The organism is Bacillus sp. AY18-3 (assembly GCF_008042305.1).
In the GTDB taxonomy this organism is placed as follows: domain Bacteria; phylum Bacillota; class Bacilli; order Bacillales; family Bacillaceae_G; genus Bacillus_A; species Bacillus_A wiedmannii.
The window spans coordinates 20,270-44,287 of the sequence record NZ_QKQR01000025.1 but is presented as its reverse complement, the minus strand read 5'-3'; the positions used below and the strand labels follow the sequence as shown (position 1 = coordinate 44,287).

At 40.7% G+C, this 24,018-nt stretch carries 30 protein-coding genes; all 30 read right to left on the bottom strand.

The window, feature by feature from the left end; translation table 11 throughout:
- Positions 1–36: 36 nt before the first annotated feature.
- Complete coding sequence (gene secY / locus DM800_RS20650) at positions 37–1,338, bottom strand: preprotein translocase subunit SecY (RefSeq protein ID WP_000490119.1); 1,302 nt, start codon at positions 1,336–1,338, stop codon at positions 37–39.
- The gene (gene rplO / locus DM800_RS20645; RefSeq protein ID WP_000766083.1) at positions 1,338–1,778 is read right to left on the bottom strand and encodes a 50S ribosomal protein L15; all 441 of its coding nucleotides are present in this window, start codon (positions 1,776–1,778) and stop codon (positions 1,338–1,340) included. The genes secY and rplO overlap by 1 nt, the downstream gene beginning before the upstream one ends.
- 33 nt (positions 1,779–1,811) lie before the next feature.
- Positions 1,812–1,994, bottom strand: coding sequence for a 50S ribosomal protein L30 (rpmD, locus tag DM800_RS20640; protein WP_001085232.1), 183 nt, complete (start codon positions 1,992–1,994; stop codon positions 1,812–1,814).
- A gap of 13 nt (positions 1,995–2,007) precedes the next feature.
- On the bottom strand, positions 2,008–2,508 hold the full coding sequence (rpsE, locus tag DM800_RS20635; protein WP_000554646.1) for a 30S ribosomal protein S5: 501 nt from the start codon (positions 2,506–2,508) through the stop codon (positions 2,008–2,010).
- Positions 2,509–2,529: 21 nt separating this feature from the next.
- Entirely contained in the window at positions 2,530–2,892 is a 363-nt protein-coding gene (gene rplR, locus DM800_RS20630) for a 50S ribosomal protein L18 (protein WP_000628818.1), read from the bottom strand.
- 31 nt (positions 2,893–2,923) lie between these two features.
- Positions 2,924–3,463 (bottom strand): 50S ribosomal protein L6, encoded by a 540-nt coding sequence (gene rplF / locus DM800_RS20625; RefSeq protein WP_000086550.1) that lies wholly within the window; start codon positions 3,461–3,463, stop codon positions 2,924–2,926.
- A 32-nt stretch (positions 3,464–3,495) separates the two neighbouring features.
- Positions 3,496–3,894 carry a 30S ribosomal protein S8 gene (gene rpsH / locus DM800_RS20620; protein WP_000245511.1) on the bottom strand — a complete coding sequence of 133 codons (399 nt, stop codon included), beginning with the start codon at positions 3,892–3,894 and terminating at the stop codon, positions 3,496–3,498.
- A 29-nt stretch (positions 3,895–3,923) separates the two neighbouring features.
- Positions 3,924–4,109 carry a 30S ribosomal protein S14 gene (gene rpsN, locus DM800_RS20615; protein WP_001085700.1) on the bottom strand — a complete coding sequence of 62 codons (186 nt, stop codon included), beginning with the start codon at positions 4,107–4,109 and terminating at the stop codon, positions 3,924–3,926.
- 33 nt (positions 4,110–4,142) lie between these two features.
- Positions 4,143–4,682: a 50S ribosomal protein L5 gene (rplE, locus tag DM800_RS20610; RefSeq protein ID WP_001080829.1), complete on the bottom strand. Its 540-nt coding sequence runs from the start codon at positions 4,680–4,682 to the stop codon at positions 4,143–4,145.
- 26 nt (positions 4,683–4,708) lie between these two features.
- Positions 4,709–5,020: a 50S ribosomal protein L24 gene (gene rplX, locus DM800_RS20605; RefSeq protein ID WP_000558201.1), complete on the bottom strand. Its 312-nt coding sequence runs from the start codon at positions 5,018–5,020 to the stop codon at positions 4,709–4,711.
- Positions 5,021–5,058: 38 nt separating this feature from the next.
- Positions 5,059–5,427 (bottom strand): 50S ribosomal protein L14, encoded by a 369-nt coding sequence (rplN, locus tag DM800_RS20600; RefSeq protein WP_000615912.1) that lies wholly within the window; start codon positions 5,425–5,427, stop codon positions 5,059–5,061.
- Positions 5,428–5,470: 43 nt separating this feature from the next.
- Positions 5,471–5,734 carry a 30S ribosomal protein S17 gene (rpsQ, locus tag DM800_RS20595; protein ID WP_000004106.1) on the bottom strand — a complete coding sequence of 88 codons (264 nt, stop codon included), beginning with the start codon at positions 5,732–5,734 and terminating at the stop codon, positions 5,471–5,473.
- Between the two features lie 20 nt (positions 5,735–5,754).
- Positions 5,755–5,955, bottom strand: coding sequence for a 50S ribosomal protein L29 (rpmC, locus tag DM800_RS20590; protein ID WP_000855718.1), 201 nt, complete (start codon positions 5,953–5,955; stop codon positions 5,755–5,757).
- Positions 5,945–6,379, bottom strand: coding sequence for a 50S ribosomal protein L16 (rplP, locus tag DM800_RS20585; protein ID WP_000928969.1), 435 nt, complete (start codon positions 6,377–6,379; stop codon positions 5,945–5,947). The genes rpmC and rplP overlap by 11 nt, the downstream gene beginning before the upstream one ends.
- Before the next feature lies 1 nt (position 6,380).
- Entirely contained in the window at positions 6,381–7,040 is a 660-nt protein-coding gene (gene rpsC, locus DM800_RS20580) for a 30S ribosomal protein S3 (RefSeq protein WP_000529958.1), read from the bottom strand.
- A 3-nt stretch (positions 7,041–7,043) separates the two neighbouring features.
- Positions 7,044–7,385, bottom strand: a complete 342-nt coding sequence (gene rplV / locus DM800_RS20575) for a 50S ribosomal protein L22 (protein ID WP_001148024.1) — start codon at positions 7,383–7,385, stop codon at positions 7,044–7,046.
- A 17-nt stretch (positions 7,386–7,402) separates the two neighbouring features.
- Positions 7,403–7,681 (bottom strand): 30S ribosomal protein S19, encoded by a 279-nt coding sequence (gene rpsS, locus DM800_RS20570; protein WP_000124454.1) that lies wholly within the window; start codon positions 7,679–7,681, stop codon positions 7,403–7,405.
- Between the two features lie 60 nt (positions 7,682–7,741).
- Positions 7,742–8,572, bottom strand: a complete 831-nt coding sequence (gene rplB / locus DM800_RS20565; protein WP_000511583.1) for a 50S ribosomal protein L2 — start codon at positions 8,570–8,572, stop codon at positions 7,742–7,744.
- A 28-nt stretch (positions 8,573–8,600) separates the two neighbouring features.
- On the bottom strand, positions 8,601–8,891 hold the full coding sequence (gene rplW, locus DM800_RS20560; RefSeq protein ID WP_001205558.1) for a 50S ribosomal protein L23: 291 nt from the start codon (positions 8,889–8,891) through the stop codon (positions 8,601–8,603).
- A complete protein-coding gene (gene rplD / locus DM800_RS20555; protein ID WP_001127258.1) occupies positions 8,891–9,514 on the bottom strand; it encodes a 50S ribosomal protein L4 in 624 nt (207 codons plus the stop codon). The genes rplW and rplD overlap by 1 nt, the downstream gene beginning before the upstream one ends.
- 25 nt (positions 9,515–9,539) lie before the next feature.
- Positions 9,540–10,172: a 50S ribosomal protein L3 gene (rplC, locus tag DM800_RS20550; RefSeq protein WP_000160209.1), complete on the bottom strand. Its 633-nt coding sequence runs from the start codon at positions 10,170–10,172 to the stop codon at positions 9,540–9,542.
- Between the two features lie 34 nt (positions 10,173–10,206).
- On the bottom strand, positions 10,207–10,515 hold the full coding sequence (rpsJ, locus tag DM800_RS20545) for a 30S ribosomal protein S10 (protein ID WP_001040595.1): 309 nt from the start codon (positions 10,513–10,515) through the stop codon (positions 10,207–10,209).
- A 398-nt stretch (positions 10,516–10,913) separates the two neighbouring features.
- Complete coding sequence (gene tuf, locus DM800_RS20540; RefSeq protein ID WP_001029617.1) at positions 10,914–12,101, bottom strand: elongation factor Tu; 1,188 nt, start codon at positions 12,099–12,101, stop codon at positions 10,914–10,916.
- 117 nt (positions 12,102–12,218) lie between these two features.
- Positions 12,219–14,297 carry an elongation factor G gene (gene fusA, locus DM800_RS20535; RefSeq protein WP_000196381.1) on the bottom strand — a complete coding sequence of 693 codons (2,079 nt, stop codon included), beginning with the start codon at positions 14,295–14,297 and terminating at the stop codon, positions 12,219–12,221.
- Between the two features lie 208 nt (positions 14,298–14,505).
- Positions 14,506–14,976: a 30S ribosomal protein S7 gene (gene rpsG, locus DM800_RS20530; RefSeq protein ID WP_001137489.1), complete on the bottom strand. Its 471-nt coding sequence runs from the start codon at positions 14,974–14,976 to the stop codon at positions 14,506–14,508.
- 29 nt (positions 14,977–15,005) lie between these two features.
- Positions 15,006–15,428 carry a 30S ribosomal protein S12 gene (gene rpsL, locus DM800_RS20525; protein ID WP_001142341.1) on the bottom strand — a complete coding sequence of 141 codons (423 nt, stop codon included), beginning with the start codon at positions 15,426–15,428 and terminating at the stop codon, positions 15,006–15,008.
- Between the two features lie 114 nt (positions 15,429–15,542).
- Positions 15,543–15,791 (bottom strand): 50S ribosomal protein L7ae-like protein, encoded by a 249-nt coding sequence (locus tag DM800_RS20520; RefSeq protein ID WP_000121828.1) that lies wholly within the window; start codon positions 15,789–15,791, stop codon positions 15,543–15,545.
- Positions 15,792–15,904: 113 nt separating this feature from the next.
- Positions 15,905–19,516: a DNA-directed RNA polymerase subunit beta' gene (gene rpoC, locus DM800_RS20515; protein ID WP_000567950.1), complete on the bottom strand. Its 3,612-nt coding sequence runs from the start codon at positions 19,514–19,516 to the stop codon at positions 15,905–15,907.
- Positions 19,517–19,553: 37 nt separating this feature from the next.
- Positions 19,554–23,087, bottom strand: coding sequence for a DNA-directed RNA polymerase subunit beta (gene rpoB / locus DM800_RS20510; RefSeq protein ID WP_000147550.1), 3,534 nt, complete (start codon positions 23,085–23,087; stop codon positions 19,554–19,556).
- 290 nt (positions 23,088–23,377) lie between these two features.
- A complete protein-coding gene (locus DM800_RS20505) occupies positions 23,378–23,977 on the bottom strand; it encodes a class I SAM-dependent methyltransferase (protein WP_048543031.1) in 600 nt (199 codons plus the stop codon).
- Between the last annotated feature and the right edge of the window lie 41 nt (positions 23,978–24,018).

The window sequence follows — 24,018 nt, the reverse complement described above, 5'->3', positions numbered from 1 at the left end:
CATGAGCATGTAGGGAAGACAATTCTTCCCACTTACTCATTGCTTGATAAACCCTTTGTAATGGCGTTTTACCAGTTGACTTTCTAGCTGCTTCATTGTTTCTAAAGCAACGCCGACAACGATTAACATACTCGTTCCACCAATCTGTGCAGATGGAGGAAGATTTCCCAATTTCGTAAAGATAACTGGTAAGATTGCAATCGCTGCTAGGAAAATTGATCCTACAAAGGTCAAACGATACAAGATTTTTGTTAGATATTGTTCCGTATTCTTACCCGGACGAATACCTGGAACATATCCACCTTGTTTGTTTAGATTCTCTGACATTTGCTCTGGATTAACCTGAACAAACGCATAGAAATATGTGAAGGCTACAATGAGCGCAACATATATGATCATTCCCACTGGGTGAGAATAGTTAAAGTTTGCAATGATCCACTGCGATACATCATGATTCGGGAAGAACTGTGCAATAGTTGGAGGCGTAATTAAGAATGAAACAGCAAAAATGACTGGAATAACACCCGCACTATTTACCTTAAGGGGTAAATGTGTGTTTTGTGCTCCAGCATGATTCCCATTCCCTCCTGTTACACGCTTCGCATATTGAATTGGGATCTTTCTAACAGCCTGTTGAATGAAAATAACACCAACAATAACCGCTAGCACAGCTAGTAAGATCAATGCAACTTTAACGATACTCATGAACAATTGATCTCCGATATTTTGAAACTGTTGTTGATACACTTGAGATATAACACTTGGGATCGCTGCGGCAATACCGCCAAAGATAAGGATGGAAATACCATTACCTACACCTTTAGCTGTAATCTGTTCACCTAACCACATTAAAAATGCAGTACCAGCAGTCAGTACCGTAGCAATGTATAAATAAGTGCTCCAACCAGGATTCAAAATTAATTGCCCACCTACCATACCGTTAAAACCAATTGACATACCAAACCCCTGAATAAACGCAAGAACAATTGTAAAGTAACGCGTGAATTGCGTTAGTTTACGACGGCCCATTTCACCTTGCTTCGACCATTCCGAAAATTTAGGAACAACATCCATCTGCAATAATTGCACGATGATGGATGCTGTAATATACGGCATGATTCCCATCGCGAAGATGGAGAAGTTTTTCAAGGCGCCACCGCCAAATGTATTTAGGATACCTAAGGCATTTAATTGATCTTGTGCTTTCAGTACGTCTCCATTTGTAAATGGCACTGGGATAAACGTGCCAATTCTGAATACGATTAACATCGCTAAAGTGAATAATATTTTACGTCTTATCTCAGCAACGCGCATAAAGTTGGAGATTGTACGAAACATTAGATCACCTCAACTGATCCGCCAGCTGCTTCAATTGCTTCTTTAGCACTTGAAGAGAACTTGTGCGCTTTAACAGTTAATTTTTTCTCTACTGCGCCGCTTGCAAGAATTTTAACACCGTCGTTTAACTTGCTGATAACGCCAGTTTCCAGCAATAATTCAGGTGTTACTTCTGTACCATCTTCAAAACGATTTAACGTTGATAAGTTTACAATAGTAAACTCTTTACGGTTAATGTTTGTGAAGCCGCGTTTTGGTAAACGACGGAATAATGGAGTTTGACCACCTTCGAAGCCAAGACGAACACCGCCACCAGAACGTGCGTTTTGTCCTTTATGACCTTTACCAGCAGTTTTACCGTTACCAGAACCGATACCACGACCGACACGGTTACGTACTTTACGAGAACCTTCTGCAGGTTTTAATTCATGAAGTTTCATTCCCAGGCACCTCCTTATATTAATGAGTTATCCTTAAGCTTCTGTTACAGTTATAAGGTGAGAAACTTTGTTGATCATACCAAGAATAGCAGGAGTTTCTTCCTTAACTACAGTTGAATTCAACTTTTTAAGACCTAAAGCTTCTACCGTCGCACGTTGATCTTGTGGACGACCAATTACACTACGAGTGAGGGTAATTTCTAACTTTTTCGCCATTTGTTTTCCCTCCTTAACCTAGTAGCTCTTCTACAGATTTACCGCGTAATTTTGCAACATCTTCAGCGCGCTTAAGTTCGCTTAATCCGTTCACAGTAGCGCGAATCATATTGATTGGTGTGTTAGAACCAAGAGATTTCGAAAGAATATCTTGTACACCAGCTAATTCAAGTACCGCACGAACAGGTCCACCAGCAATAACACCAGTACCTTCAGCAGCAGGTTTTAAGAATACTTCACCAGCTCCAAAATGACCGTTGATTGTGTGTGGAATTGTTGTACCAACTAATGGTACAGCGATTAAGTTTTTCTTAGCGTCTTCGATAGCTTTGCGGATTGCGTCTGGTACCTCTTGTGCTTTACCAGTACCGAATCCAACATGACCGTTTTTATCGCCAACTACAACTAGTGCAGCAAAGCGGAAACGACGACCACCCTTAACAACTTTCGCGACACGATTTATCGTAACTACACGTTCTTCAAGTTCTAATTTACTTGGGTCAATGCGATGCATCAATTTTCCCTCCTTTGACCATTAAAATTGTAATCCAGCCTCACGAGCAGCCTCAGCTAGAGCTTTAACACGGCCATGGTATAAGTAACCACCGCGATCGAATACTACTTCTTTAACGCCTTTCTCTACAGCACGCTTAGCAACTGATTCTCCTACTTTCGTAGCAGCTTCAGTATTGCTAGTACCGTTAAGAGCAAGGTCTTTATCAAGAGTAGATGCACTTACTAACGTTACACCATTTACATCATCAATAACTTGAGCGTAAATATGTTGGTTAGAACGGAACACGTTTAAACGTGGACGTTCTGCAGTACCAGTAAGTTTAGCACGTACACGTGCATGTCTTTTCTTACGAGTCGCATTTTTATCAGCTTTAGTGATCATTCTTGTCACTCCTTTCTCTCACCTAACGGGTTTACTTAGCAGTTTTACCTTCTTTACGACGAACAACTTCGCCTTCGTAACGAATACCTTTACCTTTATAAGGCTCAGGAGCACGTACAGCACGGATGTTAGCAGCAAATTCGCCAACACGTTGCTTGTCGATACCTTTGATTACGATTTTAGTTGGTACAGGTACTTCAACTTCAAGACCTGCTTCCGGAGTCATTTCTACTGGATGAGAATAACCTACGCTTAATACAAGTTTATCTCCTTGTTTTTGAGCACGGTAACCAACACCGACTAATTCAAGTCCGCGTGCGAAACCTGTAGTTACACCTTCAACCATGTTTCCGATTAAAGCACGAGTTGTACCGTGTAATGCACGGTGTTCCTTCTGTTCAGATGGACGCTCAACTGTTAGTGTATTTTCTTCAATTTTGATAGACATATCAGCATTGAATTTACGAGTTAATTCACCTTTAGGGCCTTTTACTGCTACAGTATTGTCTTCTGCAATTGTAATAGTAACACCTGCAGGGATTTCAAGAATCTTTTTACCAATACGAGACATGTGGTCACACCTCCGTTCGTTTTAAATATATATTACCAAACGTATGCTACTACTTCTCCACCAGTTTGTAATTGACGAGCGTCTTTGTCTGTCATTACTCCCTTAGATGTAGAAACAAGAGCGATACCTAATCCGTTAAGTACACGTGGTACTTCATCAGCTTTAGCGTAAACGCGTAAGCCAGGTTTACTGATACGTTTTAATCCAGTGATTACACGTTCATTGTTTGCACCATATTTCAGGAAAATACGAAGGATACCTTGTTTGTTATCCTCGATGTATTCTACATCACGAATGAAACCTTCACGTTTTAAAAGTTCAGCGATCTCTTTTTTGATTTTAGAAGCAGGAACCTCTAATTTCTCATGACGTACCATGTTCGCATTACGGATGCGAGTAAGCATGTCTGCAATTGGATCTGTCATCACCATGTGTTTTACCTCCTTCCCATTTGTGGGTTTTACCAACTAGCTTTTTTAACACCAGGAATTTGACCTTTATATGCAAGTTCACGGAAACAAATACGGCAAAGCTTAAATTTGCGGTATACAGAATGCGGACGACCGCAGCGTTCGCAACGTGTATACTCTTGTACTTTAAACTTAGGAGTACGCTTTTGTTTCGCTATCATAGATTTTTTAGCCACGTTTTCGCCTCCTCTACTTAGCGTTGGTTTCCATTATTTTTGGAATGGCATACCGAATTGTGTTAAAAGTTCACGAGCTTCTTCATCAGTTTTCGCTGTAGTAACGATTACGATGTCCATACCGCGGACTTTGCTTACTTTATCATAATCGATCTCAGGGAAGATAAGTTGCTCTTTAACACCTAATGTGTAGTTCCCACGACCATCGAATGATTTCTTAGAAACACCACGGAAATCACGTACACGTGGTAAAGAAACTGATACTAATTTGTCGAAGAACTCATACATTTGCTCGCCGCGTAAAGTTACTTTCGCACCGATTGGCATACCTTCACGAAGACGGAAACCAGCGATTGATTTTTTAGCACGAGTTACAACAGGTTTTTGACCTGCGATTTGTGTTAATTCTTCTACTGCATTGTCTAAAGCTTTTGAGTTAGATACCGCGTCACCAACACCAGTGTTGATTACGATCTTTTCGATTTTCGGTACTTCCATCACAGATTTATAGTTAAACTTGCTCACTAGAGCAGGAGTAATTTCCTTTTGGAACTTCTCTTTAAGGCGATTCAATGAAGTGACCTCCTTTCTTAAGAAAATTATTTATCTAATAATTCACCAGATTTTTTTGCAATACGAACTTTTTTACCATCTTCTACTTTGAAGCCTACGCGAGTAGGTTCACCTGTTTTCGGATCTAAAACCATAACGTTAGAAACGTGAATAGGTGCTTCTTTAGTAATAATTCCACCTTGTGGATTTAATTGAGATGGCTTAGAGTGTTTTTTAACGATGTTAACACCCTCAACGATAACACGGTTTTGCTTTGGGAAAGCCACAAGGATAACGCCTTGTTTTCCTTTGTCTTTTCCAGTGATTACCTGTACTTTATCACCTTTTTTTACATGCATCTTAATTCTGCACCTCCTTAGCAAGGCAATACCTTAAATTATAGAACTTCTGGAGCTAAAGAAACGATCTTCATGAAGTTGCTATCACGTAATTCACGAGCTACTGGTCCGAAGATACGAGTACCACGTGGGCTCTTATCGTCTTTGATGATAACCGCTGCGTTTTCATCAAATTTGATATAAGAACCGTCCGGACGACGAGCTCCGCTCTTCGTACGTACCACTACTGCTTTAACAACGTCACCTTTTTTAACAACGCCACCTGGTGTTGCTTGTTTTACCGTAGCAACGATAATGTCACCAATGTTAGCATATTTACGACCAGAGCCGCCTAATACTTTAATTGTTAAAAGTTCACGTGCACCAGAGTTGTCAGCAACTTTCAAACGAGATTCTTGTTGGATCATGTTATGAAACCTCCCTTCGGACTAAAAATTCCGATTCGTCTATTTAGATAATAACCGCTTCTTCAACGATTTCAACTAAACGGAAACGCTTAGTAGCAGAAAGCGGGCGAGTTTCCATGATTTTAACGATATCGCCAAGTTTCGCTTGGTTTTGCTCATCATGGGCTTTGTACTTCTTAGAATACTTAACACGTTTTCCGTACAAGGAATGAGTTTTGTAAGTTTCAACTAAAACTGTAATCGTTTTGTCCATTTTGTCAGACACAACACGACCAGTATAAACTTTGCGTTGGTTACGTTCGCTCACTATGCAAACCTCCCCTCAATTTATCGATTAATTCCGATCTCTCTTTCACGAACTACAGTTTTCATACGAGCAATTGCTTTACGCACTTCACGAATGCGAGTTGGATTCTCTAATTGTCCTGTAGCAAGTTGGAAGCGAAGATTGAACAATTCTTCCTTTAAAGCTTTAACTTTTGTTTCGATTTCGGCAGTGGTTAATTCACGAATATCATTAGTTTTCATTAGATTCACCACCATTTTCTTCACGTTTTACGAATTTACATTTCACAGGTAACTTGTGAGCTGCAAGACGTAATGCTTCGCGTGCTACCTCTTCAGATACACCCGCGATTTCGAACATAATTTTCCCAGGTTTTACTACTGCTACCCAGCCTTCTGGTGCCCCTTTACCGGAACCCATACGTACTTCTAGAGGTTTTGCAGTGTAAGGTTTAGAAGGGAAAATTTTAATCCATACTTTACCGCCACGTTTCATGTAACGAGTCATTGCACGACGAGCAGCTTCGATTTGACGGTTTGTAATCCATGAAGCAGCTTGTGCTTGTAAACCGAATTCACCGAAAGCAATTTCAGTTCCACCTTTTGCACGACCACGCATTTTACCACGATGCTCTCTACGATATTTTACGCGTTTTGGCATTAACATATTATTTTCCTCCTTCCTCAGAAGCTTTCTTTTTTGTAGGAAGGACTTCTCCACGGTAGATCCATACTTTTACGCCTAATTTACCGTATGTTGTATCAGCTTCAACTGCTGCATAGTCAATATCAGCGCGAAGTGTATGAAGTGGAACAGTTCCTTCACTGTAAGATTCTGCACGAGCGATATCAGCTCCGCCAAGACGACCAGAAACCTGTGTTTTAATACCTTTAGCACCTGCACGCATAGCACGTTGAATAACTTGCTTTTGTGCACGACGGAATGATACACGGTTTTCTAATTGACGAGCGATGTTTTCGCCTACTAATTTAGCGTTAAGATCAGCTCTCTTAACTTCTAAAATGTTGATGTGTACACGCTTGCCTGTTAATTGGTTAAGAGCTTTACGAAGTGCTTCAACTTCAGTACCACCTTTACCAATTACCATACCAGGTTTTGCAGTGTGAATTGTAACATTTACACGATTTGCTGCACGTTCGATTTCTACTTTAGCAACAGCAGAATCTTTTAAGCGTACAGTAATGTACTCACGGATTTTGATGTCTTCATGTAGTAATGTAGCATAATCTTTCTCTGCGAACCAACGAGATTCCCAGTCACGGATAACGCCGACACGAAGACCAATTGGATTAACCTTTTGACCCATCGATTATCCCTCCTTCTTTTCTGATACCACAACTGTAATGTGGCTTGTGCGTTTGTTAATTTGGCTTGCACGACCCATTGCACGTGGACGGAAACGTTTCAACGTTGGACCTTCGTCAACGAAAACTTTTTCAACAACTAGGTTGTTAATATCCATCTCATAATTGTGCTCTGCATTTGCGATTGCAGATTTTAAAACTTTCTCTACAACTGGAGAAGCAGTTTTTGGTGTGTGGTTAAGGATAGCAATCGCTTCACCCACTTGCTTACCTCGGATTAAGTCTACTACTAAACGAACTTTACGAGGAGCAATACGAACTGTTCTCGCTACTGCTTTAGCTTGCATTGAAGTGCCTCCTCTCATTATCTTCTAGTTTTCTTATCGTCAGCAAGGTGACCTTTATACGTACGAGTTGGTGCGAATTCACCTAACTTATGGCCAACCATATCCTCAGTGATGTACACAGGTACGTGTTTACGACCATCATATACAGCGATTGTGTGTCCGATGAACTGAGGGAAGATTGTTGAACGGCGAGACCAAGTTTTAACAACTTGTTTTTGCTCAGATGCAACTAATTTTTCCATTTTGCTCATTAAGTGATCATCGACAAATGGTCCTTTTTTTAAGCTACGAGCCATTTTGGTGCCTCCCTTCGTGATTGGCGTACGGTTCTAGAAATGAACCGTACTACAATCCCATTATTTTTTACGACGACGAACGATGAATTTGTCAGACGCTTTGTTTTTCTTACGAGTCTTGAATCCAAGAGTTGGTTTACCCCATGGAGACATTGGAGACTTACGTCCGATTGGAGAACGTCCTTCACCACCACCGTGTGGGTGATCAACCGGGTTCATTACAGAACCACGAACTGTTGGGCGTTTACCTAACCAGCGAGAGCGACCTGCTTTACCGATTTTGATAAGTTCATGCTGTTCGTTACCTACTTGACCGATTGAAGCGCGACAAGCAGATAATACAAGACGTACTTCACCAGAAGTTAAACGTACAAGTACGTATTTACCTTCTTTACCAAGTACTTGAGCAGAAGTACCAGCAGAACGAACTAATTGTCCGCCACGACCAGGCTTAAGCTCGATATTATGAACAACAGTACCTACTGGAATGTTGATTAATGGTAATGCGTTACCGATTTTGATGTCAGCTTCTGGGCCAGACATAACTTCCATACCTACTTCTAAAGATTTAGGAGCAAGAATGTAACGTTTTTCACCGTCAACGTAGTTAATTAATGCGATATTCGCAGAGCGGTTTGGATCGTATTCGATCGTAGCAACGCGTCCTGGAATTCCATCTTTGTTACGCTTAAAGTCGATGATACGGTATTGACGCTTATGTCCGCCACCTTGATGACGTACAGTAATTTTACCTTGGTTATTACGACCAGCCTTCTTGCTTAAAGGAGCAAGTAATGACTTTTCTGGTCTGTCAGTCGTGATTTCAGCGAAATCATTCGTAGTCATATTACGACGACCGTTAGTAGTTGGATTATACTTTTTAATTCCCATCTCAATTTCCCTCCTTCTTTAGTAAGAATTAAACACCTTGGAAGATTTCGATTTCTTTGCTGTCAGCAGTTAGCTTAACGATTGCTTTACGACGACGGCTAGTAAAACCAGCGTGACGACCAACGCGTTTTGCTTTCGGCTTGTAGTTCATGATGTTCACTTTTTCTACTTTAACACCAAAGATCGCTTCAAGAGCATCTTTAACTTCTGTTTTATTAGATTTAACGTCCACATCGAACGTGTATTTTTTTTCAGCCATCATTTCCATAGAACGTTCAGTGATAACTGGGCGCTTAATGATATCACGAGGATCTCTCATTATGCAAGCACCTCCTCTACTTTTTCCACTGCCGCTTTTGTCATGATTAGCTTATCATGATGAAGCACGTCTAAAACGTTTACGCCATCAGCAGTGATTACTGTTACTCCAGGGATATTGCGAGCAGATAACTCTACAGATTCGTTTGCATCAGCAGTTACGATAAGAGCTTTCTTCTCAACAGTTAATCCTTTAAGTACTGCTAGCATGTCTTTTGTTTTTGGTGCATTTAACACTAGGTCTTCAAGAACTACAATGTTGTTCTCAACTACTTTAGTAGCTAATGCAGATTTGATTGCTAAACGACGAACCTTCTTAGGAAGTTTGTACGCATAGCTTCTTGGTGTAGGTCCGAATACCGTACCACCACCACGCCATTGAGGAGAGCGGATAGACCCTTGACGAGCACGTCCAGTTCCTTTTTGACGCCATGGTTTACGACCACCACCACGAACTTCAGAACGAGTTTTTACTTTGTGTGTACCTTGACGTAAAGATGCACGTTGCATCATTACAGCTTCGAAAAGTACAGCTTCATTTGGTTCGATACCGAAAATAGCTTCAGCTAATTCGATTTCACCAACCTGTGAACCAGTTTGGTTATATACAGTAACTTTTGGCATTGGAATTCCTCCTTCCTATTGTGAATTATTTGCTAACCTTCACAGCGCCTTGAACAACTACAAGAGATTTCTTAGCACCTGGAACGTTACCTTTTACTAGTAATAAGTTGCGCTCAGTGTCAACTTGAACGATTTCTAAGTTTTGGATAGTAACTTGGTCTCCACCCATACGTCCAGCAAGTTTTTTGCCTTTGAATACACGGTTCGGAGCAACTGGGCCCATTGAACCTGGACGACGGTGATAGCGAGAACCATGAGACATAGGTCCGCGAGATTGTCCGTGGCGTTTGATAACACCTTGGAAACCTTTACCTTTAGAAATTCCTGTTACGTCAACGATTTCACCTGCAGCGAAAACTTCAACTTTTACCTCTTGACCAACCTCTAATCCGTCCACGTCTGCATCGCGGATTTCGCGAATGAAGCGCTTAGGAGTTGTAGATGCTTTAGCAGTGTGGCCTTGTTCAGGTTTGTTAGTTAACTTTTCACGTTTATCTTCAAATCCTAACTGGATTGCATTGTAGCCATCAGTTTCAGTTGTTTTCTTTTGAAGAACAACGTTTGGATTAGCAGCGATAACTGTTACTGGGATTAACTCACCGTTCTCAGCAAATACTTGAGTCATACCGATCTTTCTTCCTAAGATTCCTTTGGTCATGAGTTACACCTCCTACATTTTTAAGTTATATGAATTATAGTTTGATTTCGATATCTACACCAGACGGTAAGTCTAAACGCATTAATGAATCTACTGTTTGTGGAGTAGGACTCACGATATCGATTAAACGTTTGTGTGTGCGCATTTCGAATTGCTCACGAGAATCTTTGTACTTATGAACAGCACGAAGAATTGTGTAAATAGTCTTCTCAGTTGGTAATGGGATCGGACCAGAAACTGTTGCCCCAGAACGCTTAGCTGTTTCTACAATTTTCTCAGCTGATTGATCAAGAATACGGTGATCATAAGCTTTTAAACGGATACGAATTTTTTCTTTTGCCATTATTTTCCCTCCTTCGTTCGCCTATTTCTAAAATAGACCTTCTCCATGGAAATTTCCCCACACCATGCCATGGCAAAGCGGCCGGGTGTGTCAGCAACCTTCCACTTCATCGCAGTCAAAGACCAACATTGTCTATTATACAATGTTATTCGTCTAGATGCAAGCATCTTTTTGTTTGCATCTGCTTTTCTCTACTTTTGCTATTATACATGGCACTTTAAAGAATTTCAAGTTTTCATCTCACAGAATCCGTTTTACAGTTTCTGGATTTTAGTTTATTGATTTTGTATTACTATAGAAGAAACTCGTCAAAACATAAAAAAATCATTTCATTCCTTATATAAATACAAACAAAAAAACCAAGGGAAAATCCCTTGGTTTTTTTATATCAGTTAAGATTACTCAACGATAGTAGCAACTACACCGTAACCTACTGTACGTCCACCTTCACGAATAGAGAATTTAGTTCCCTCTTCGATAGCGATTGGAGCGATAAGTTCGATAGTCATTTCGATGTTGTCACCAGGCATTACCATTTCAGTACCTTCTGGTAATTGGATGATACCAGTTACGTCAGTTGTACGGAAGTAGAACTGAGGACGGTAGTTAGCGAAGAATGGAGTGTGACGTCCACCTTCTTCTTTAGATAATACGAAAACTTCAGCTTTGAATTTAGCGTGAGCTTTTACAGAGCCAGTTTTAGCAAGAACTTGTCCACGTTGGATGTCTTCACGAGCAACCCCACGAAGTAAAGCACCGATGTTGTCTCCAGCTTGAGCTTGGTCAAGAAGTTTACGGAACATCTCTACACCAGTTACAGTTGTAGAAGCATTTTCTTCAGCAAGACCGATGATTTCTACTACGTCACCAACTTTAACGATTCCGCGCTCTACACGACCAGTTGCAACTGTACCACGACCTGTGATAGAGAATACATCCTCGATAGGCATTAAGAATGGTTTGTCAGTTTCACGTTCTGGAGTTGGGATGTAAGCATCAACTTCAGTCATTAATTCAATGATTTTTGCTTCCCAATCAGCTTCTCCTTGAAGAGCTTTAAGAGCAGAACCTTTGATTACAGGAATATCGTCGCCTGGGAATCCGTATTCAGATAATAGGTCGCGAACTTCCATTTCTACTAATTCTAATAATTCTTCGTCGTCTACCATGTCGCATTTGTTTAAGAATACAACGATGTAAGGAACACCTACTTGACGAGAAAGAAGGATGTGCTCACGTGTTTGAGGCATTGGGCCATCAGCAGCAGATACTACTAAGATACCGCCGTCCATTTGAGCAGCACCAGTGATCATGTTTTTAACATAGTCAGCGTGACCTGGGCAGTCAACGTGTGCATAGTGACGAGTTTCAGTTTCGTACTCAACGTGTGCAGTTGAGATTGTGATTCCGCGCTCTCTTTCTTCTGGAGCAGCGTCGATTTGATCGTATCCGCGTGCTTCAGCACCACCAGCTTTTGCAAGAACTGTAGTGATCGCAGCAGTTAATGTAGTTTTACCATGGTCAACGTGGCCGATTGTACCGATGTTAACATGGGGTTTAGAACGTTCGAATTTAGCTTTAGCCATTCTAAATTCCTCCTTAGTTTATATAGGTTATTTTATATTTAGACTAGAAAGTGAAACTTACGTCCCACTTTCTAAGCTTACATAAGTAGTTATACTTGAACAATCGATAAAAATCAATTATTCACCTTTATTTTTTTTAATAATTTCTTCAGAAACAGACTTCGGTACTTCTTCATAATGATCAAATGTCATTGAGAATGTTCCGCGTCCTTGAGTGTTAGAACGTAATGCCGTTGCATAACCGAACATTTCAGAAAGTGGAACCATAGCGCGAACAACTTGTGCGTTACCGCGAGCTTCCATACCTTCTACACGTCCACGACGAGATGTTACGTCGCCCATAATGTCACCCATGTACTCTTCAGGAATTACAACTTCAACTTTCATCATTGGCTCAAGAATTACTGGGCTACATTTAGAAACCGCAGCTTTAAGTGCCATAGATGCAGCGATTTTGAACGCCATCTCAGATGAATCGACATCATGGTAAGATCCGTCAACTAACGCAGCTTTGATGTCAACTAGTGGATAACCAGCTAGTACACCATTTTTAAGTGAGTCTTCAAGACCCGCTCCAACAGCTGGGATGTATTCACGTGGAACTACACCGCCGACGATTTTGTTTTGGAATTCAAAACCTTTACCTTCTTCATTAGGTTCAAACTCAATCCAAACGTGACCGAATTGTCCACGACCACCAGATTGACGAGCGAACTTACCTTCAACTTTCGCAGCAGCGCGGAAAGTCTCACGGTATGCTACCTGAGGAGCACCAACGTTTGCTTCCACTTTGAATTCACGGCGCATACGGTCAACGATGATATCAAGGTGAAGTTCACCCATACCAGCGATGATTGTTTGGCCAGTTTCTTGGTCAGTGTGAGCACGGAATGTTGGATCTTCTTCAGAAAGCTTAGATAATGCTGTACCCATTTTATCTTGGTCAGCTTTAGATTTTGGTTCGATAGCTACAGAGATAACTGGCTCTGGGAATTCCATAGACTCAAGGATAACAAGACTCTTCTCATCACAAAGAGTATCACCAGTAGTAGTATCTTTTAAACCTACAGCAGCAGCGATATCACCAGCGTAAACTGTTGAAATCTCTTCACGGCTGTTAGCGTGCATTTGTAGGATACGACCTACACGCTCACGCTTACCTTTAGTTGAGTTTTTCACGTATGATCCAGAGTTTAACACACCAGAATACACACGGAAGAACGTTAACTTACCAACATAAGGGTCAGTCATGATTTTGAATGCTAAAGCTGCGAATGGTTCTTCATCGCTAGACTTACGTTCGATTTCTTCATCTGTATCCGGAAGAGTACCTTTAATAGCTGGTACGTCTAATGGAGATGGTAGGTAGTCGATAACTGCGTCTAACAGAATTTGAACACCTTTATTTTTGAATGCAGAACCACAGATTACTGGGAAGAATTCTACAGAAGTTGTAGCCTTACGGATACCAGCTTTAAGCTCTTCTACAGTGATTTCTTCACCTTCTAGGTACTTCATCATCATTTCTTCATCAAGCTCAGCTACCGCTTCAATAAGTTTTCCACGGTATTCTGCAGCTAATTCTTTATGCTCTTCAGGAATTTCAACACGCTCGATGTCTGTTCCTAAATCGTTACCGTACATGTAAGCACATTCCTCAACAAGGTCAATGATACCATTGAACTCATCTTCAGCACCAATTGGTAACTGAATTGGGTGTGCGTTTGCTTGTAAACGATCGTGGATTGTTCCTACAGAGTATAAGAAATCCGCACCAATCTTATCCATTTTGTTAACGAATACGATACGAGGTACACCGTAAGTAGTAGCCTGACGCCAAACAGTTTCTGTTTGTGGTTCTACACCAGATTGTGCATCAAGTACTGCTACCGCACCATCAAGTACGCGTAAAGAACGTTCTACTTCTACTGTGAAGTCTACGTGTCCTGGAGTGTCAATGATGTTTACACGGTGACCTTTCCATTGAGCTGTAGTTGCAGCAGAAGTAATTGTGATACCACGCTCTTGCTCTTGCTCCATCCAGTCCATCTGAGATGCACCTTCATGAGTTTCACCGATTTTATGAATACGTCCTGTATAATACAGAATACGCTCAGTTGCTGTTGTTTTACCAGCATCGATGTGAGCCATGATACCAATATTACGAGTGTTTTCTAAAGAGAACTCTCTTGTCATTTGGTGTCTTGCTCCTTCCATATATGGATTGGATTTTTTTATTTTAAGTAGCAAAAAAGCCACTTTATATTGTTACACATGTCAGTATGTCCAGTACCCTCATTATGTAAAACGAGCGCCCAACGAAAGGGAGAGGCATTCTCCCTCTCCACACTTCCATAAGCGACAAATAAAGCGGTTTATGCTTACATTTATTTTACGTTGAATCCTACCAACGGTAATGAGCAAATGCTTTGTTAGCTTCTGCCATTTTATGAGTGTCTTCACGTTTCTTAACAGATGCACCAGCGTTGTTAGCTGCATCTAAGATTTCGTAAGCTAGACGCTCTTCCATAGTTTTTTCACCACGAAGACGAGCATAGTTTACTAACCAGCGAAGACCTAAAGTTGTACGGCGTTCTGGACGAACCTCAACTGGAACTTGGTAGTTAGCACCACCAACACGACGAGCACGTACTTCAAGAACAGGCATAATGTTCTTAAGAGCTTGCTCGAATACTTCCATAGGGTCTTTATCTGAACGTTCACGAACGATATCGAAAGCGTTATAAAGAATTGTTTGAGATTTACCTTTTTTACCGTCAACCATCATTTTGTTGATAAGGCGTGTTACTAGCTTAGACTTGTACATTGGATCTGGTAACACGTCACGTTTCGCAACAGGTCCTTTACGAGGCATATTGAGTTCCTCCTTTCATTATAAGTTTATTATTTTTTAGCAGGTTTTGGTCGCTTAGTACCATATTTAGAACGTCCTTGCATACGTTTGTCAACACCAGCTGTATCAAGCGCACCACGAACGATGTGGTAACGTACCCCTGGTAAATCCTTTACTCGACCACCGCGAATTAATACTACGCTATGCTCTTGTAGGTTATGACCGATACCTGGGATGTAAGCTGTAACCTCGATACCGTTTGTTAAACGTACACGAGCGTATTTACGTAACGCTGAGTTAGGTTTCTTTGGAGTCATTGTACCAACACGAGTACATACACCACGTTTTTGAGGTGCAGAGATATCAGTTGATTTTTTCTTTAAAGAGTTGAACCCTTTGTTTAACGCAGGTGATTTAGATTTCCATACTTTATCAGTACGACCATTTCTCACTAATTGGTTAATAGTAGGCATTTGATTATCCTCCCTTCGCATGTTTGTATGACCACATATCCAGGTGGTTCATTATTAGTTGAAAACAAAGTTTTTGCAAGGAAGAGCAAATGCTCTCTCCTCACAAAAACAGTTTTAACTTATTATTCCTATTGCTGAAGCTCCCACTTGAATCCCCGAAACTTTTCCAAGCTTACGAACTGATTCAACTTTGGTTATGGGTATGTTATGTTGCAAGGCGGTACGAATGATCATATGGGTTAACCGCATATCAGCATCTTCCGCAATAACAACTTCTTTAACTATACCATTTTTGATTGCCTCCAATGTGCGTTTATGACCAACGACTACATTTTCAGCATTTGACACTTTTTGATAAGACATATAAATATCCTCCAAAGCATCGTTCAGGAGCAACCTTGATTATAGTAACATTTTGACTCATACAATGTCAACTAGGATTAACTGTTTTTATACAAAATTTACGACGGAAAATTTTACTGTTCCACATAAACTTCATCGTTTTCTACATTCATGTCACCTTGTGTTGTTTTTACAAGATCCACTTTGCGATAACGATTCATACCTGTTCCAGCAGGAACAAGTTTACCGATAATAACATTTTCTTTCAATCCTAGAAGCTCATCGCGTTTACCCTTAATCGCTGCATCAGTTAAGACACGTGTCGTTTCTTGGAACGATGCTGCAGATAAGAATGAATCAGTTTCAAGTGAAGCTTTTGTAATACCAAGTAGAACAGGTCTAGCCGTTGCTGGTTGTTTACCTTTCAGTAACACCTTCGCATTCGCATCAGTAAACTGATGGATATCTAGTAGTGTTCCTGGTAATACATCTGTTTCACCCGCATCACTTACACGAACTTTACGTAACATTTGACGTACCATTACTTCTACGTGTTTGTCACCAATTTCTACCCCTTGCATACGGTATACTTTTTGAACTTCACGTAGTAAGTATTCTTGAACCGCCGTAATGTCCGTTACTTTTAGTAATTCTTTCGGATCAATAGAACCCTCTGTTAACTCTTTACCGTGGCTAATTGGCTGTCCTAGAGTTACTTTCAGACGTGCACCGTAAGGAATAGCATACGTACGAGCTTCAACTTCACCCTGTACAACTACTTCTTGGCGATCTTTAACATCGTTAATCGCTGCGATAACACCATCGATTTCACTGATAACTGCCTGACCTTTCGGGTTACGAGCTTCGAAGATCTCTTGGATACGAGGTAAACCTTGAGTGATATCATCTCCGGCAACCCCACCTGTATGGAACGTACGCATCGTTAACTGTGTACCTGGCTCACCGATAGATTGAGCTGCGATAATACCTACCGCTTCTCCTACTTCTACGTCTGTACCAGTTGCTAAGTTTCGACCGTAACACTTCTTACATACACCGTGGCGAGTGTTACACGTGAACGCTGAACGAATGTTTACAGTTTCAACACCCGAATTTTCAACGATATGCGCGATATCTTCAGTAATTAGTTGGTTTTCACTAACTAATACTTCACCTGTTTCAGGATGTTTTACAGTTTTTCTTGCAAAACGTCCAACAAGACGATCATATAATGACTCAATTACTTCATTACCCTCTTTAATCGCACCAATTAATAGACCACGATCTGTTCCACAATCATCTTCACGGACAATTACATCTTGTGCAACGTCTACAAGACGACGTGTTAAGTAACCAGAATCGGCAGTTTTAAGTGCTGTATCGGCAAGACCTTTACGCGCACCATGCGTAGAGATGAAGTACTCAAGTACTGTTAAACCTTCACGGAAACTTGATTTAATTGGAAGTTCGATAATACGACCAGATGGATTGGCCATCAGACCACGCATACCAGCAAGCTGAGTAAAGTTCGATGCGTTACCACGGGCACCTGAATCACTCATCATGAAGATTGGGTTGCGTTTATTCAAGGATTTCATCAGTTTTCCTTGGATAACATCTTTTGCATTACTCCAAATAGAGATAACGCGATCGTAACGTTCTTCTTCCGTGATTAAACCGCGACGGAATTGTTTAATTACATTATCTACTTTTGCTTGTGCTTCATGGAGAATTTCATCTTTTTCGCCTAATACAAGAATGTCAGATACCCCAACTGTAATACCAGCTTTTGTAGAGTACTTAAATCCTAAGTTTTTCATACGGTCAAGCATGCGAGATGTTTCCGTAATTTGGAAACGTTTGAATACTTCCGCAATGATGTTACCAAGGATCTTCTTGCTAAATGGCGCCACTTCTTCGCGACTAGCAATAATTTCTTTAATGTTCGCACCTTTTTCAACGAAATATTCCGCTGGTGTTTCTTTTTCAAGGTTTGAGTTTGTTGGTTCATTAATATAAGGGAACGACTCTGGTAAGATTTCGTTAAATATTAATTTACCAACTGTTGTTAATAGAAGCTTACTCTTTTGCTCTTCAGTAAACGTTACATTATTTACCGAACTTGCAGCAACTGCAACACGTGTGTGCAGATGTACATATCCATTTTGGTATGCAAGTATTGCTTCGTTTGCATCTTTGAAGACCATACCTTCACCGATTGCGCCTTCACGCTCAAGTGTTAAGTAGTAGTTACCTAATACCATATCCTGAGATGGAGTAACAACTGGTTTTCCGTCTTTTGGATTCAAGATGTTTTGTGCCGCTAACATAAGAATACGAGCTTCTGCTTGTGCCTCTGATGATAACGGTACGTGAACTGCCATTTGGTCACCGTCAAAGTCCGCGTTGTATGCAGTACATACAAGTGGGTGAAGACGAATTGCGCGACCTTCTACTAATGTAGGTTCAAACGCCTGGATACCAAGACGGTGAAGTGTTGGTGCGCGGTTTAGAAGTACTGGATGCTCTTTGATCACAGATTCTAAAACGTCCCAAACTTCAGGTTGTACACGCTCAATTTTACGTTTAGCACTCTTAATGTTGTGTGCTAAACCTTTTCCAACTAACTCTTTCATAACGAAAGGCTTAAACAATTCAAGCGCCATTTCTTTCGGTAATCCACATTGGTACATCTTTAAGTTCGGTCCTACAACGATTACAGAACGGCCAGAGTAGTCAACACGTTTACCTAATAAGTTTTGACGGAAACGTCCTTGTTTACCTTTAAGCATGTGAGATAGTGATTTTAATGGACGGTTACCTGGTCCAGTAACTGGACGGCCGCGGCGACCATTATCGATTAATGCGTCTACAGCTTCTTGTAACATACGTTTTTCATTTTGAACGATGATGCTTGGTGCACCTAAGTCCAATAGACGTTTTAAACGATTATTACGGTTAATTACACGACGGTATAAGTCGTTTAAGTCAGAAGTAGCAAAACGTCCACCATCCAACTGTACCATTGGGCGTAGTTCTGGCGGGATAACCGGAAGAACATCTAGGATCATCCAAGATGGGTGATTTCCAGAGTTACGGAATGCTTCTAATACTTCTAGACGTTTAATAGCACGAGTACGGCGTTGTCCTTGCGCTGTTTTTAATTCTTCTTTTAAGAAGTCTACTTCTTTATCTAAATCGATGTCTTGTAGTAGCTTTTTAATCGCTTCCGCACCCATAGCAGCTTGGAATGTGCTACCATATCGATCACGATATGCACGGTATTCTTTTTCAGAAAGTAATTGCTTCTTATCAAGTGGTGTATCTCCACTTTCTGTTACAACATAAGAAGCGAAATAAATTACTTCTTCAAGCGCGCGAGGGGACATGTCTAAGACAAGTCCCATGCGGCTCGGGATACCTTTGAAATACCAAATATGAGATACAGGAGCAGCTAATTCGATATGACCCATACGTTCACGACGAACTTTTGCACGCGTTACTTCAACGCCACATCGATCACAAACTACACCTTTATAACGTACACGTTTGTATTTTCCGCAATGACATTCCCAGTCCTTTTGTGGTCCGAAAATACGCTCACAGAACAAGCCATCTTTTTCAGGCTTTAACGTACGATAGTTAATTGTTTCTGGTTTCTTAACTTCACCGTATGACCAAGAACGAATCTTGTCAGGTGAAGCAAGTCCAATCTTCATATATTCAAAGTTATTTACATCTATCAAGGGGCCTACCTCCCTTTTAGTCTACAGGTTATCCCAATTATTCTTTAGTTGTCTCAACTTCGACATTCAATTTATCTGCTGATTGATGATCATCGTCATCTTCTGTATCACGCATTTCAATTTCTTTATCGTCGCTAGACATCATTTTAACGTCCATACCTAAACTTTGCAGCTCTTTAATCAATACTTTGAATGATTCAGGAACGCCTGGTTCTGGAACATTTTCGCCTTTAACAATTGCTTCATACGTCTTAACACGTCCAACAACATCATCAGACTTCACTGTTAAGATTTCTTGAAGAGTATAAGCAGCACCGTAAGCTTCAAGTGCCCAAACCTCCATCTCACCGAAACGCTGTCCACCGAACTGAGCTTTACCTCCAAGAGGCTGCTGCGTTACAAGTGAGTATGGTCCAGTAGAACGAGCATGAAGTTTATCGTCAACCATGTGCGCAAGTTTGATCATATACATGACACCAACAGATACGCGGTTATCGAATGGTTCACCAGTACGTCCGTCATACAGGATTGTTTTCGCGTCATTTGCCATACCAGCTTCTTCAATCGTGCCCCAAACATCTTCCTCACGAGCACCATCGAATACTGGTGTTGCAATGTGAATACCAAGGTATCTTGCTGCCATACCAAGATGAAGCTCTAATACCTGACCGATATTCATACGAGATGGTACCCCTAATGGGTTTAACATGATATCGATTGGCGTACCGTCTGGTAAGTAAGGCATATCTTCTTCTGGTAAAATACGAGAGATAACACCTTTGTTACCGTGACGTCCGGCCATCTTGTCACCTTCAGAGATTTTACGTTTTTGAACGATATATGCACGTACAAGTTGATTCACGCCTGGTGGCAATTCATCGCCATCTTCACGGTTGAATACTTTTACGTCTAAGATAATACCGCCACCACCGTGTGGTACACGTAGTGATGTATCACGTACTTCACGTGCTTTTTCTCCAAAGATAGCATGTAATAGACGTTCTTCAGCTGTTAATTCTGTTACACCTTTAGGTGTTACTTTACCAACAAGTAAATCTCCATCTTTTACTTCCGCACCAACGCGAATGATACCGCGCTCGTCAAGGTTGCGTAATGCATCTTCCCCAACGTTTGGAATGTCACGTGTAATTTCTTCTGGTCCAAGCTTCGTATCACGAGCTTCTGACTCATATTCTTCAATATGAATAGAAGTGTACACATCATCTTTTACAAGGCGCTCACTCATAATGATCGCATCCTCGTAGTTATAACCGTCCCAAGTCATGAAGCCAACAAGCACGTTACGTCCAAGTGCTAGTTCACCTAATTCCATAGAAGGACCATCCGCAAGAATCTCACCTTTTACAACTTCATTTCCAACACTTACGATTGGACGTTGGTTGTAGCAAGTTCCTTGGTTAGAACGAATGAATTTTTGCATTTTGTAACGATCTAAGTCGCCTTTTACTGTTTGACCGTCAACTTCTACATAGCGACGTACCCAAACTTCACGTGCTTCTACGCGTTCAACAACACCAGGATGTTTACAGATTACTGCAGCACCTGAGTCTTTTGCTGATACGTACTCCATACCTGTACCTACAATCGGAGATTCCGGATTCATTAACGGAACCGCCTGACGTTGCATGTTCGCTCCCATAAGTGCGCGGTTAGAGTCATCGTTTTCTAAGAACGGAATACAAGCTGTCGCTGCCGACACTACTTGTTTTGGAGATACATCCATGTAGTCGATGCGTTCTTTATTTGTGACAATGTTTTCACCACGGAAACGAGCTACGATATCTTCGCTAAGGAATTCTCCTTCTTCAGATAATTTCATATTCGCTTGGGCTACAACATAATTATCTTCTTCATCTGCTGTTAAGTAATCAACCTGCCCTGTTACAAGACCAGATTCTGGATCAACACGACGGTATGGTGTTTCAATGAAACCAAACTCATTTACTTTCGCGAACGATGATAATGAGTTAATCAAACCGATGTTTGGTCCCTCTGGTGTTTCAATCGGACACATACGACCATAGTGAGAGTAGTGAACGTCACGTACTTCAAAGCCTGCGCGCTCACGCGTTAAACCACCGGGTCCTAATGCAGATAGTCTTCGTTTGTGAGTTAACTCTGCTAATGGGTTTGTTTGATCCATGAACTGAGATAACTGAGAACTTCCGAAGAACTCTTTAATAGATGCAATAACCGGGCGAATGTTAATTAACGCTTGTGGTGTAATTGCATTTGTATCTTGAATCGACATTCTCTCACGAACAACACGTTCCATACGAGAAAGACCGATACGGAATTGATTTTGTAATAGTTCTCCAACAGAACGCAGACGACGGTTTCCTAAATGGTCGATATCATCTGTATCCCCCACTTTGTATAGTAGGTTGAAGAAGTAACTGATAGAAGCAAGGATATCACCTGGTGTGATGTGTTTTACATCACGAGTAATATTTGCATTACCAATTACATTAATTACGCGTTCGCCTTCTGACTCAGGAGCATAAATCTTAATAGATTGCAGCTCAACATCGCCTTCTACCACTCCACCCATTGGTTTCGCTGTTTTGAATCCAATGTTTTTCTCTAAGTAAGGTAAAATGCGATCAAGTGTACGACGATCTAAGATTGTTCCTTCCGCCGCTAAAATTTCACCAGTTTCTGGATCCACTAATGTTTCAGCTAAACGTTGATTAAACAATCTGTTTTTAATGTGTAACTTCTTGTTGATCTTATAGCGACCTACATTTGCTAAATCGTAGCGCTTTGGATCGAAGAAACGAGACACAAGTAAGCTCTTAGCATTTTCTACTGTTGGTGGTTCACCAGGACGTAGACGCTCATAAATTTCAAGCAATGCTTTTTCTGTGCTATCTGTGTTGTCTTTTTCTAATGTGTTGCTTAAGTATTCGTTATCACCTAAAAGCTCGGTGATTTCTTGATCAGAGCCAAACCCTAATGCGCGTAACAAAACAGTTACAGGAAGTTTACGCGTACGGTCAATACGCACATATACAACATCCTTAGCATCTGTCTCATACTCTAACCAAGCTCCGCGGTTTGGAATTACAGTAGCAGTAAAACCACGTTTTCCGTTTTTATCCACTTTGCCACTATAGTATACGCTTGGAGAGCGAACTAACTGGGAAACGATAACACGTTCTGCACCGTTAATTACGAATGTTCCAGTCTCTGTCATGAGTGGGAAATCTCCCATGAACACATCTTGTTCTTTTACTTCACCAGTTTCCTTGTTGATTAGACGCACTTTTACACGAAGTGGTGCTGCATACGTCACATCACGCTCTTTGCATTCGTCTACAGAGTATTTAGGTTCACCTAAGCTGTAGTCGATAAATTCAAGCGATAGATTTCCCGTAAAGTCTTCGATCGGAGAAATGTCCTGGAACATTTCTCGCAAACCCTCATCAAGAAACCACTGATAAGAAGAGGTTTGAATTTCGATAAGATTTGGTAACTCTAATACTTCACTAATACGGGCATAACTTCTTCGTTGGCGGTGGCGTCCGTATTGAACTAGTTGACCTGTCAACTGCTTCACCCCTCAAATCATGAGTATTATAAATGCACAAAAAAATTTGTGCAAAATCACAAATAAATACAACTACTGCTATTAGCGTAGTTTTTTCTCTTAAAGATAAATACGTTGAGTCTTTCTACCTGCTCAAAAAAGAAAAATGGCTTCTATAAGAAAACCATCATTCTGTTTCATAATCTGCTGATTTTACTATCTTTTCCAAGAGAAACAAAAATATACATCTTTCTCAACGCAGAAAATCATATATTGGCATTGTATAATGTTAACATAGCCAAAAATAACCGTCAACGTTTTTTTGATTTTATGATATAATATCCTTTTTTCTTTTCTACAACTTCGACTTCAGAAAATACTTCCTCTAGTTTCTTCAGTGCAGATGGTGCACCTTGCTTCTTTTGAATAACAATCCACAACTCTCCACCTGGAACTAAATACTCTACAGCCTTTTCTAAAATCTCATGCACGATATCTTTACCTGCACGAATTGGAGGATTAGATAGAATAGCAGCATACATACCATCTACATTTTCATAGACGCTACTTTGAAAAATGCGTACATTTCCAATTCTATTGTTAGCGGCATTTTCTTTCGCAAGCTCAAGCGCCCTTTCATTCACATCCACCATGTGAACTTTACGGTCTTGAAACTCTTTCGCCAACGATAAACCAATTGGTCCATATCCACAACCTACGTCTAATATATCACCTTTAATATCTGGCACTTGAAACGCTTCAATTAAAAGACGAGAACCAAAGTCCACTTCGTTTTTCGAGAACACCCCACGGTCAGATAAGAAAGTAAATTGAGATCCACGAAGTGTAAATTCCCATCGTTTACGATCACTTTTACTAGAAGGGTCGTTAGAAAAATAATGGTCTGCCATATGGCCACCTCTTTTCTTTACAGTTAAAAAAAAAGCTCGCA

Excerpts from the sequence above, each read along its gene's own strand:
- secY (WP_000490119.1), bottom strand. The coding sequence starts at position 1,338 with ATGTTTCGTACAATCTCCAACTTTATGCGCGTTGCTGAGATAAGACGT.
- rplO (WP_000766083.1), bottom strand. The coding sequence starts at position 1,778 with ATGAAACTTCATGAATTAAAACCTGCAGAAGGTTCTCGTAAAGTACGT.
- rpmD (WP_001085232.1), bottom strand. The coding sequence starts at position 1,994 with ATGGCGAAAAAGTTAGAAATTACCCTCACTCGTAGTGTAATTGGTCGT.
- rpsE (WP_000554646.1), bottom strand. The coding sequence starts at position 2,508 with ATGCATCGCATTGACCCAAGTAAATTAGAACTTGAAGAACGTGTAGTT.
- rplR (WP_000628818.1), bottom strand. The coding sequence starts at position 2,892 with ATGATCACTAAAGCTGATAAAAATGCGACTCGTAAGAAAAGACATGCA.
- rplF (WP_000086550.1), bottom strand. The coding sequence starts at position 3,463 with ATGTCTCGTATTGGTAAAAAGATTCTTGAAATCCCTGCAGGTGTTACT.
- rpsH (WP_000245511.1), bottom strand. The coding sequence starts at position 3,894 with ATGGTGATGACAGATCCAATTGCAGACATGCTTACTCGCATCCGTAAT.
- rplX (WP_000558201.1), bottom strand. The coding sequence starts at position 5,020 with ATGCATGTAAAAAAAGGTGATAAAGTACAGGTAATCACTGGAAAAGAC.
- rplN (WP_000615912.1), bottom strand. The coding sequence starts at position 5,427 with ATGATCCAACAAGAATCTCGTTTGAAAGTTGCTGACAACTCTGGTGCA.
- rpmC (WP_000855718.1), bottom strand. The coding sequence starts at position 5,955 with ATGAAAACTAATGATATTCGTGAATTAACCACTGCCGAAATCGAAACA.
- rplP (WP_000928969.1), bottom strand. The coding sequence starts at position 6,379 with ATGTTAATGCCAAAACGCGTAAAATATCGTAGAGAGCATCGTGGTAAA.
- rpsC (WP_000529958.1), bottom strand. The coding sequence starts at position 7,040 with ATGGGTCAAAAGGTTAATCCAATTGGTCTTCGTGTCGGCGTTATCCGT.
- rplV (WP_001148024.1), bottom strand. The coding sequence starts at position 7,385 with ATGCAAGCTAAAGCAGTAGCGAGAACAGTTCGTATTGCTCCTCGTAAA.
- rpsS (WP_000124454.1), bottom strand. The coding sequence starts at position 7,681 with ATGGCTCGTAGCTTAAAAAAAGGACCATTTGTCGATGATCACTTAATG.
- rplB (WP_000511583.1), bottom strand. The coding sequence starts at position 8,572 with ATGGGAATTAAAAAGTATAATCCAACTACTAACGGTCGTCGTAATATG.
- rplW (WP_001205558.1), bottom strand. The coding sequence starts at position 8,891 with ATGAGAGATCCTCGTGATATCATTAAGCGCCCAGTTATCACTGAACGT.
- rplD (WP_001127258.1), bottom strand. The coding sequence starts at position 9,514 with ATGCCAAAAGTTACTGTATATAACCAAACTGGTTCACAGGTTGGTGAA.
- rplC (WP_000160209.1), bottom strand. The coding sequence starts at position 10,172 with ATGACCAAAGGAATCTTAGGAAGAAAGATCGGTATGACTCAAGTATTT.
- rpsJ (WP_001040595.1), bottom strand. The coding sequence starts at position 10,515 with ATGGCAAAAGAAAAAATTCGTATCCGTTTAAAAGCTTATGATCACCGT.
- tuf (WP_001029617.1), bottom strand. The coding sequence starts at position 12,101 with ATGGCTAAAGCTAAATTCGAACGTTCTAAACCCCATGTTAACATCGGT.
- fusA (WP_000196381.1), bottom strand. The coding sequence starts at position 14,297 with ATGACAAGAGAGTTCTCTTTAGAAAACACTCGTAATATTGGTATCATG.
- rpsG (WP_001137489.1), bottom strand. The coding sequence starts at position 14,976 with ATGCCTCGTAAAGGACCTGTTGCGAAACGTGACGTGTTACCAGATCCA.
- rpsL (WP_001142341.1), bottom strand. The coding sequence starts at position 15,428 with ATGCCTACTATTAACCAATTAGTGAGAAATGGTCGTACTGATAAAGTA.
- DM800_RS20520 (WP_000121828.1), bottom strand. The coding sequence starts at position 15,791 with ATGTCTTATCAAAAAGTGTCAAATGCTGAAAATGTAGTCGTTGGTCAT.
- DM800_RS20505 (WP_048543031.1), bottom strand. The coding sequence starts at position 23,977 with ATGGCAGACCATTATTTTTCTAACGACCCTTCTAGTAAAAGTGATCGT.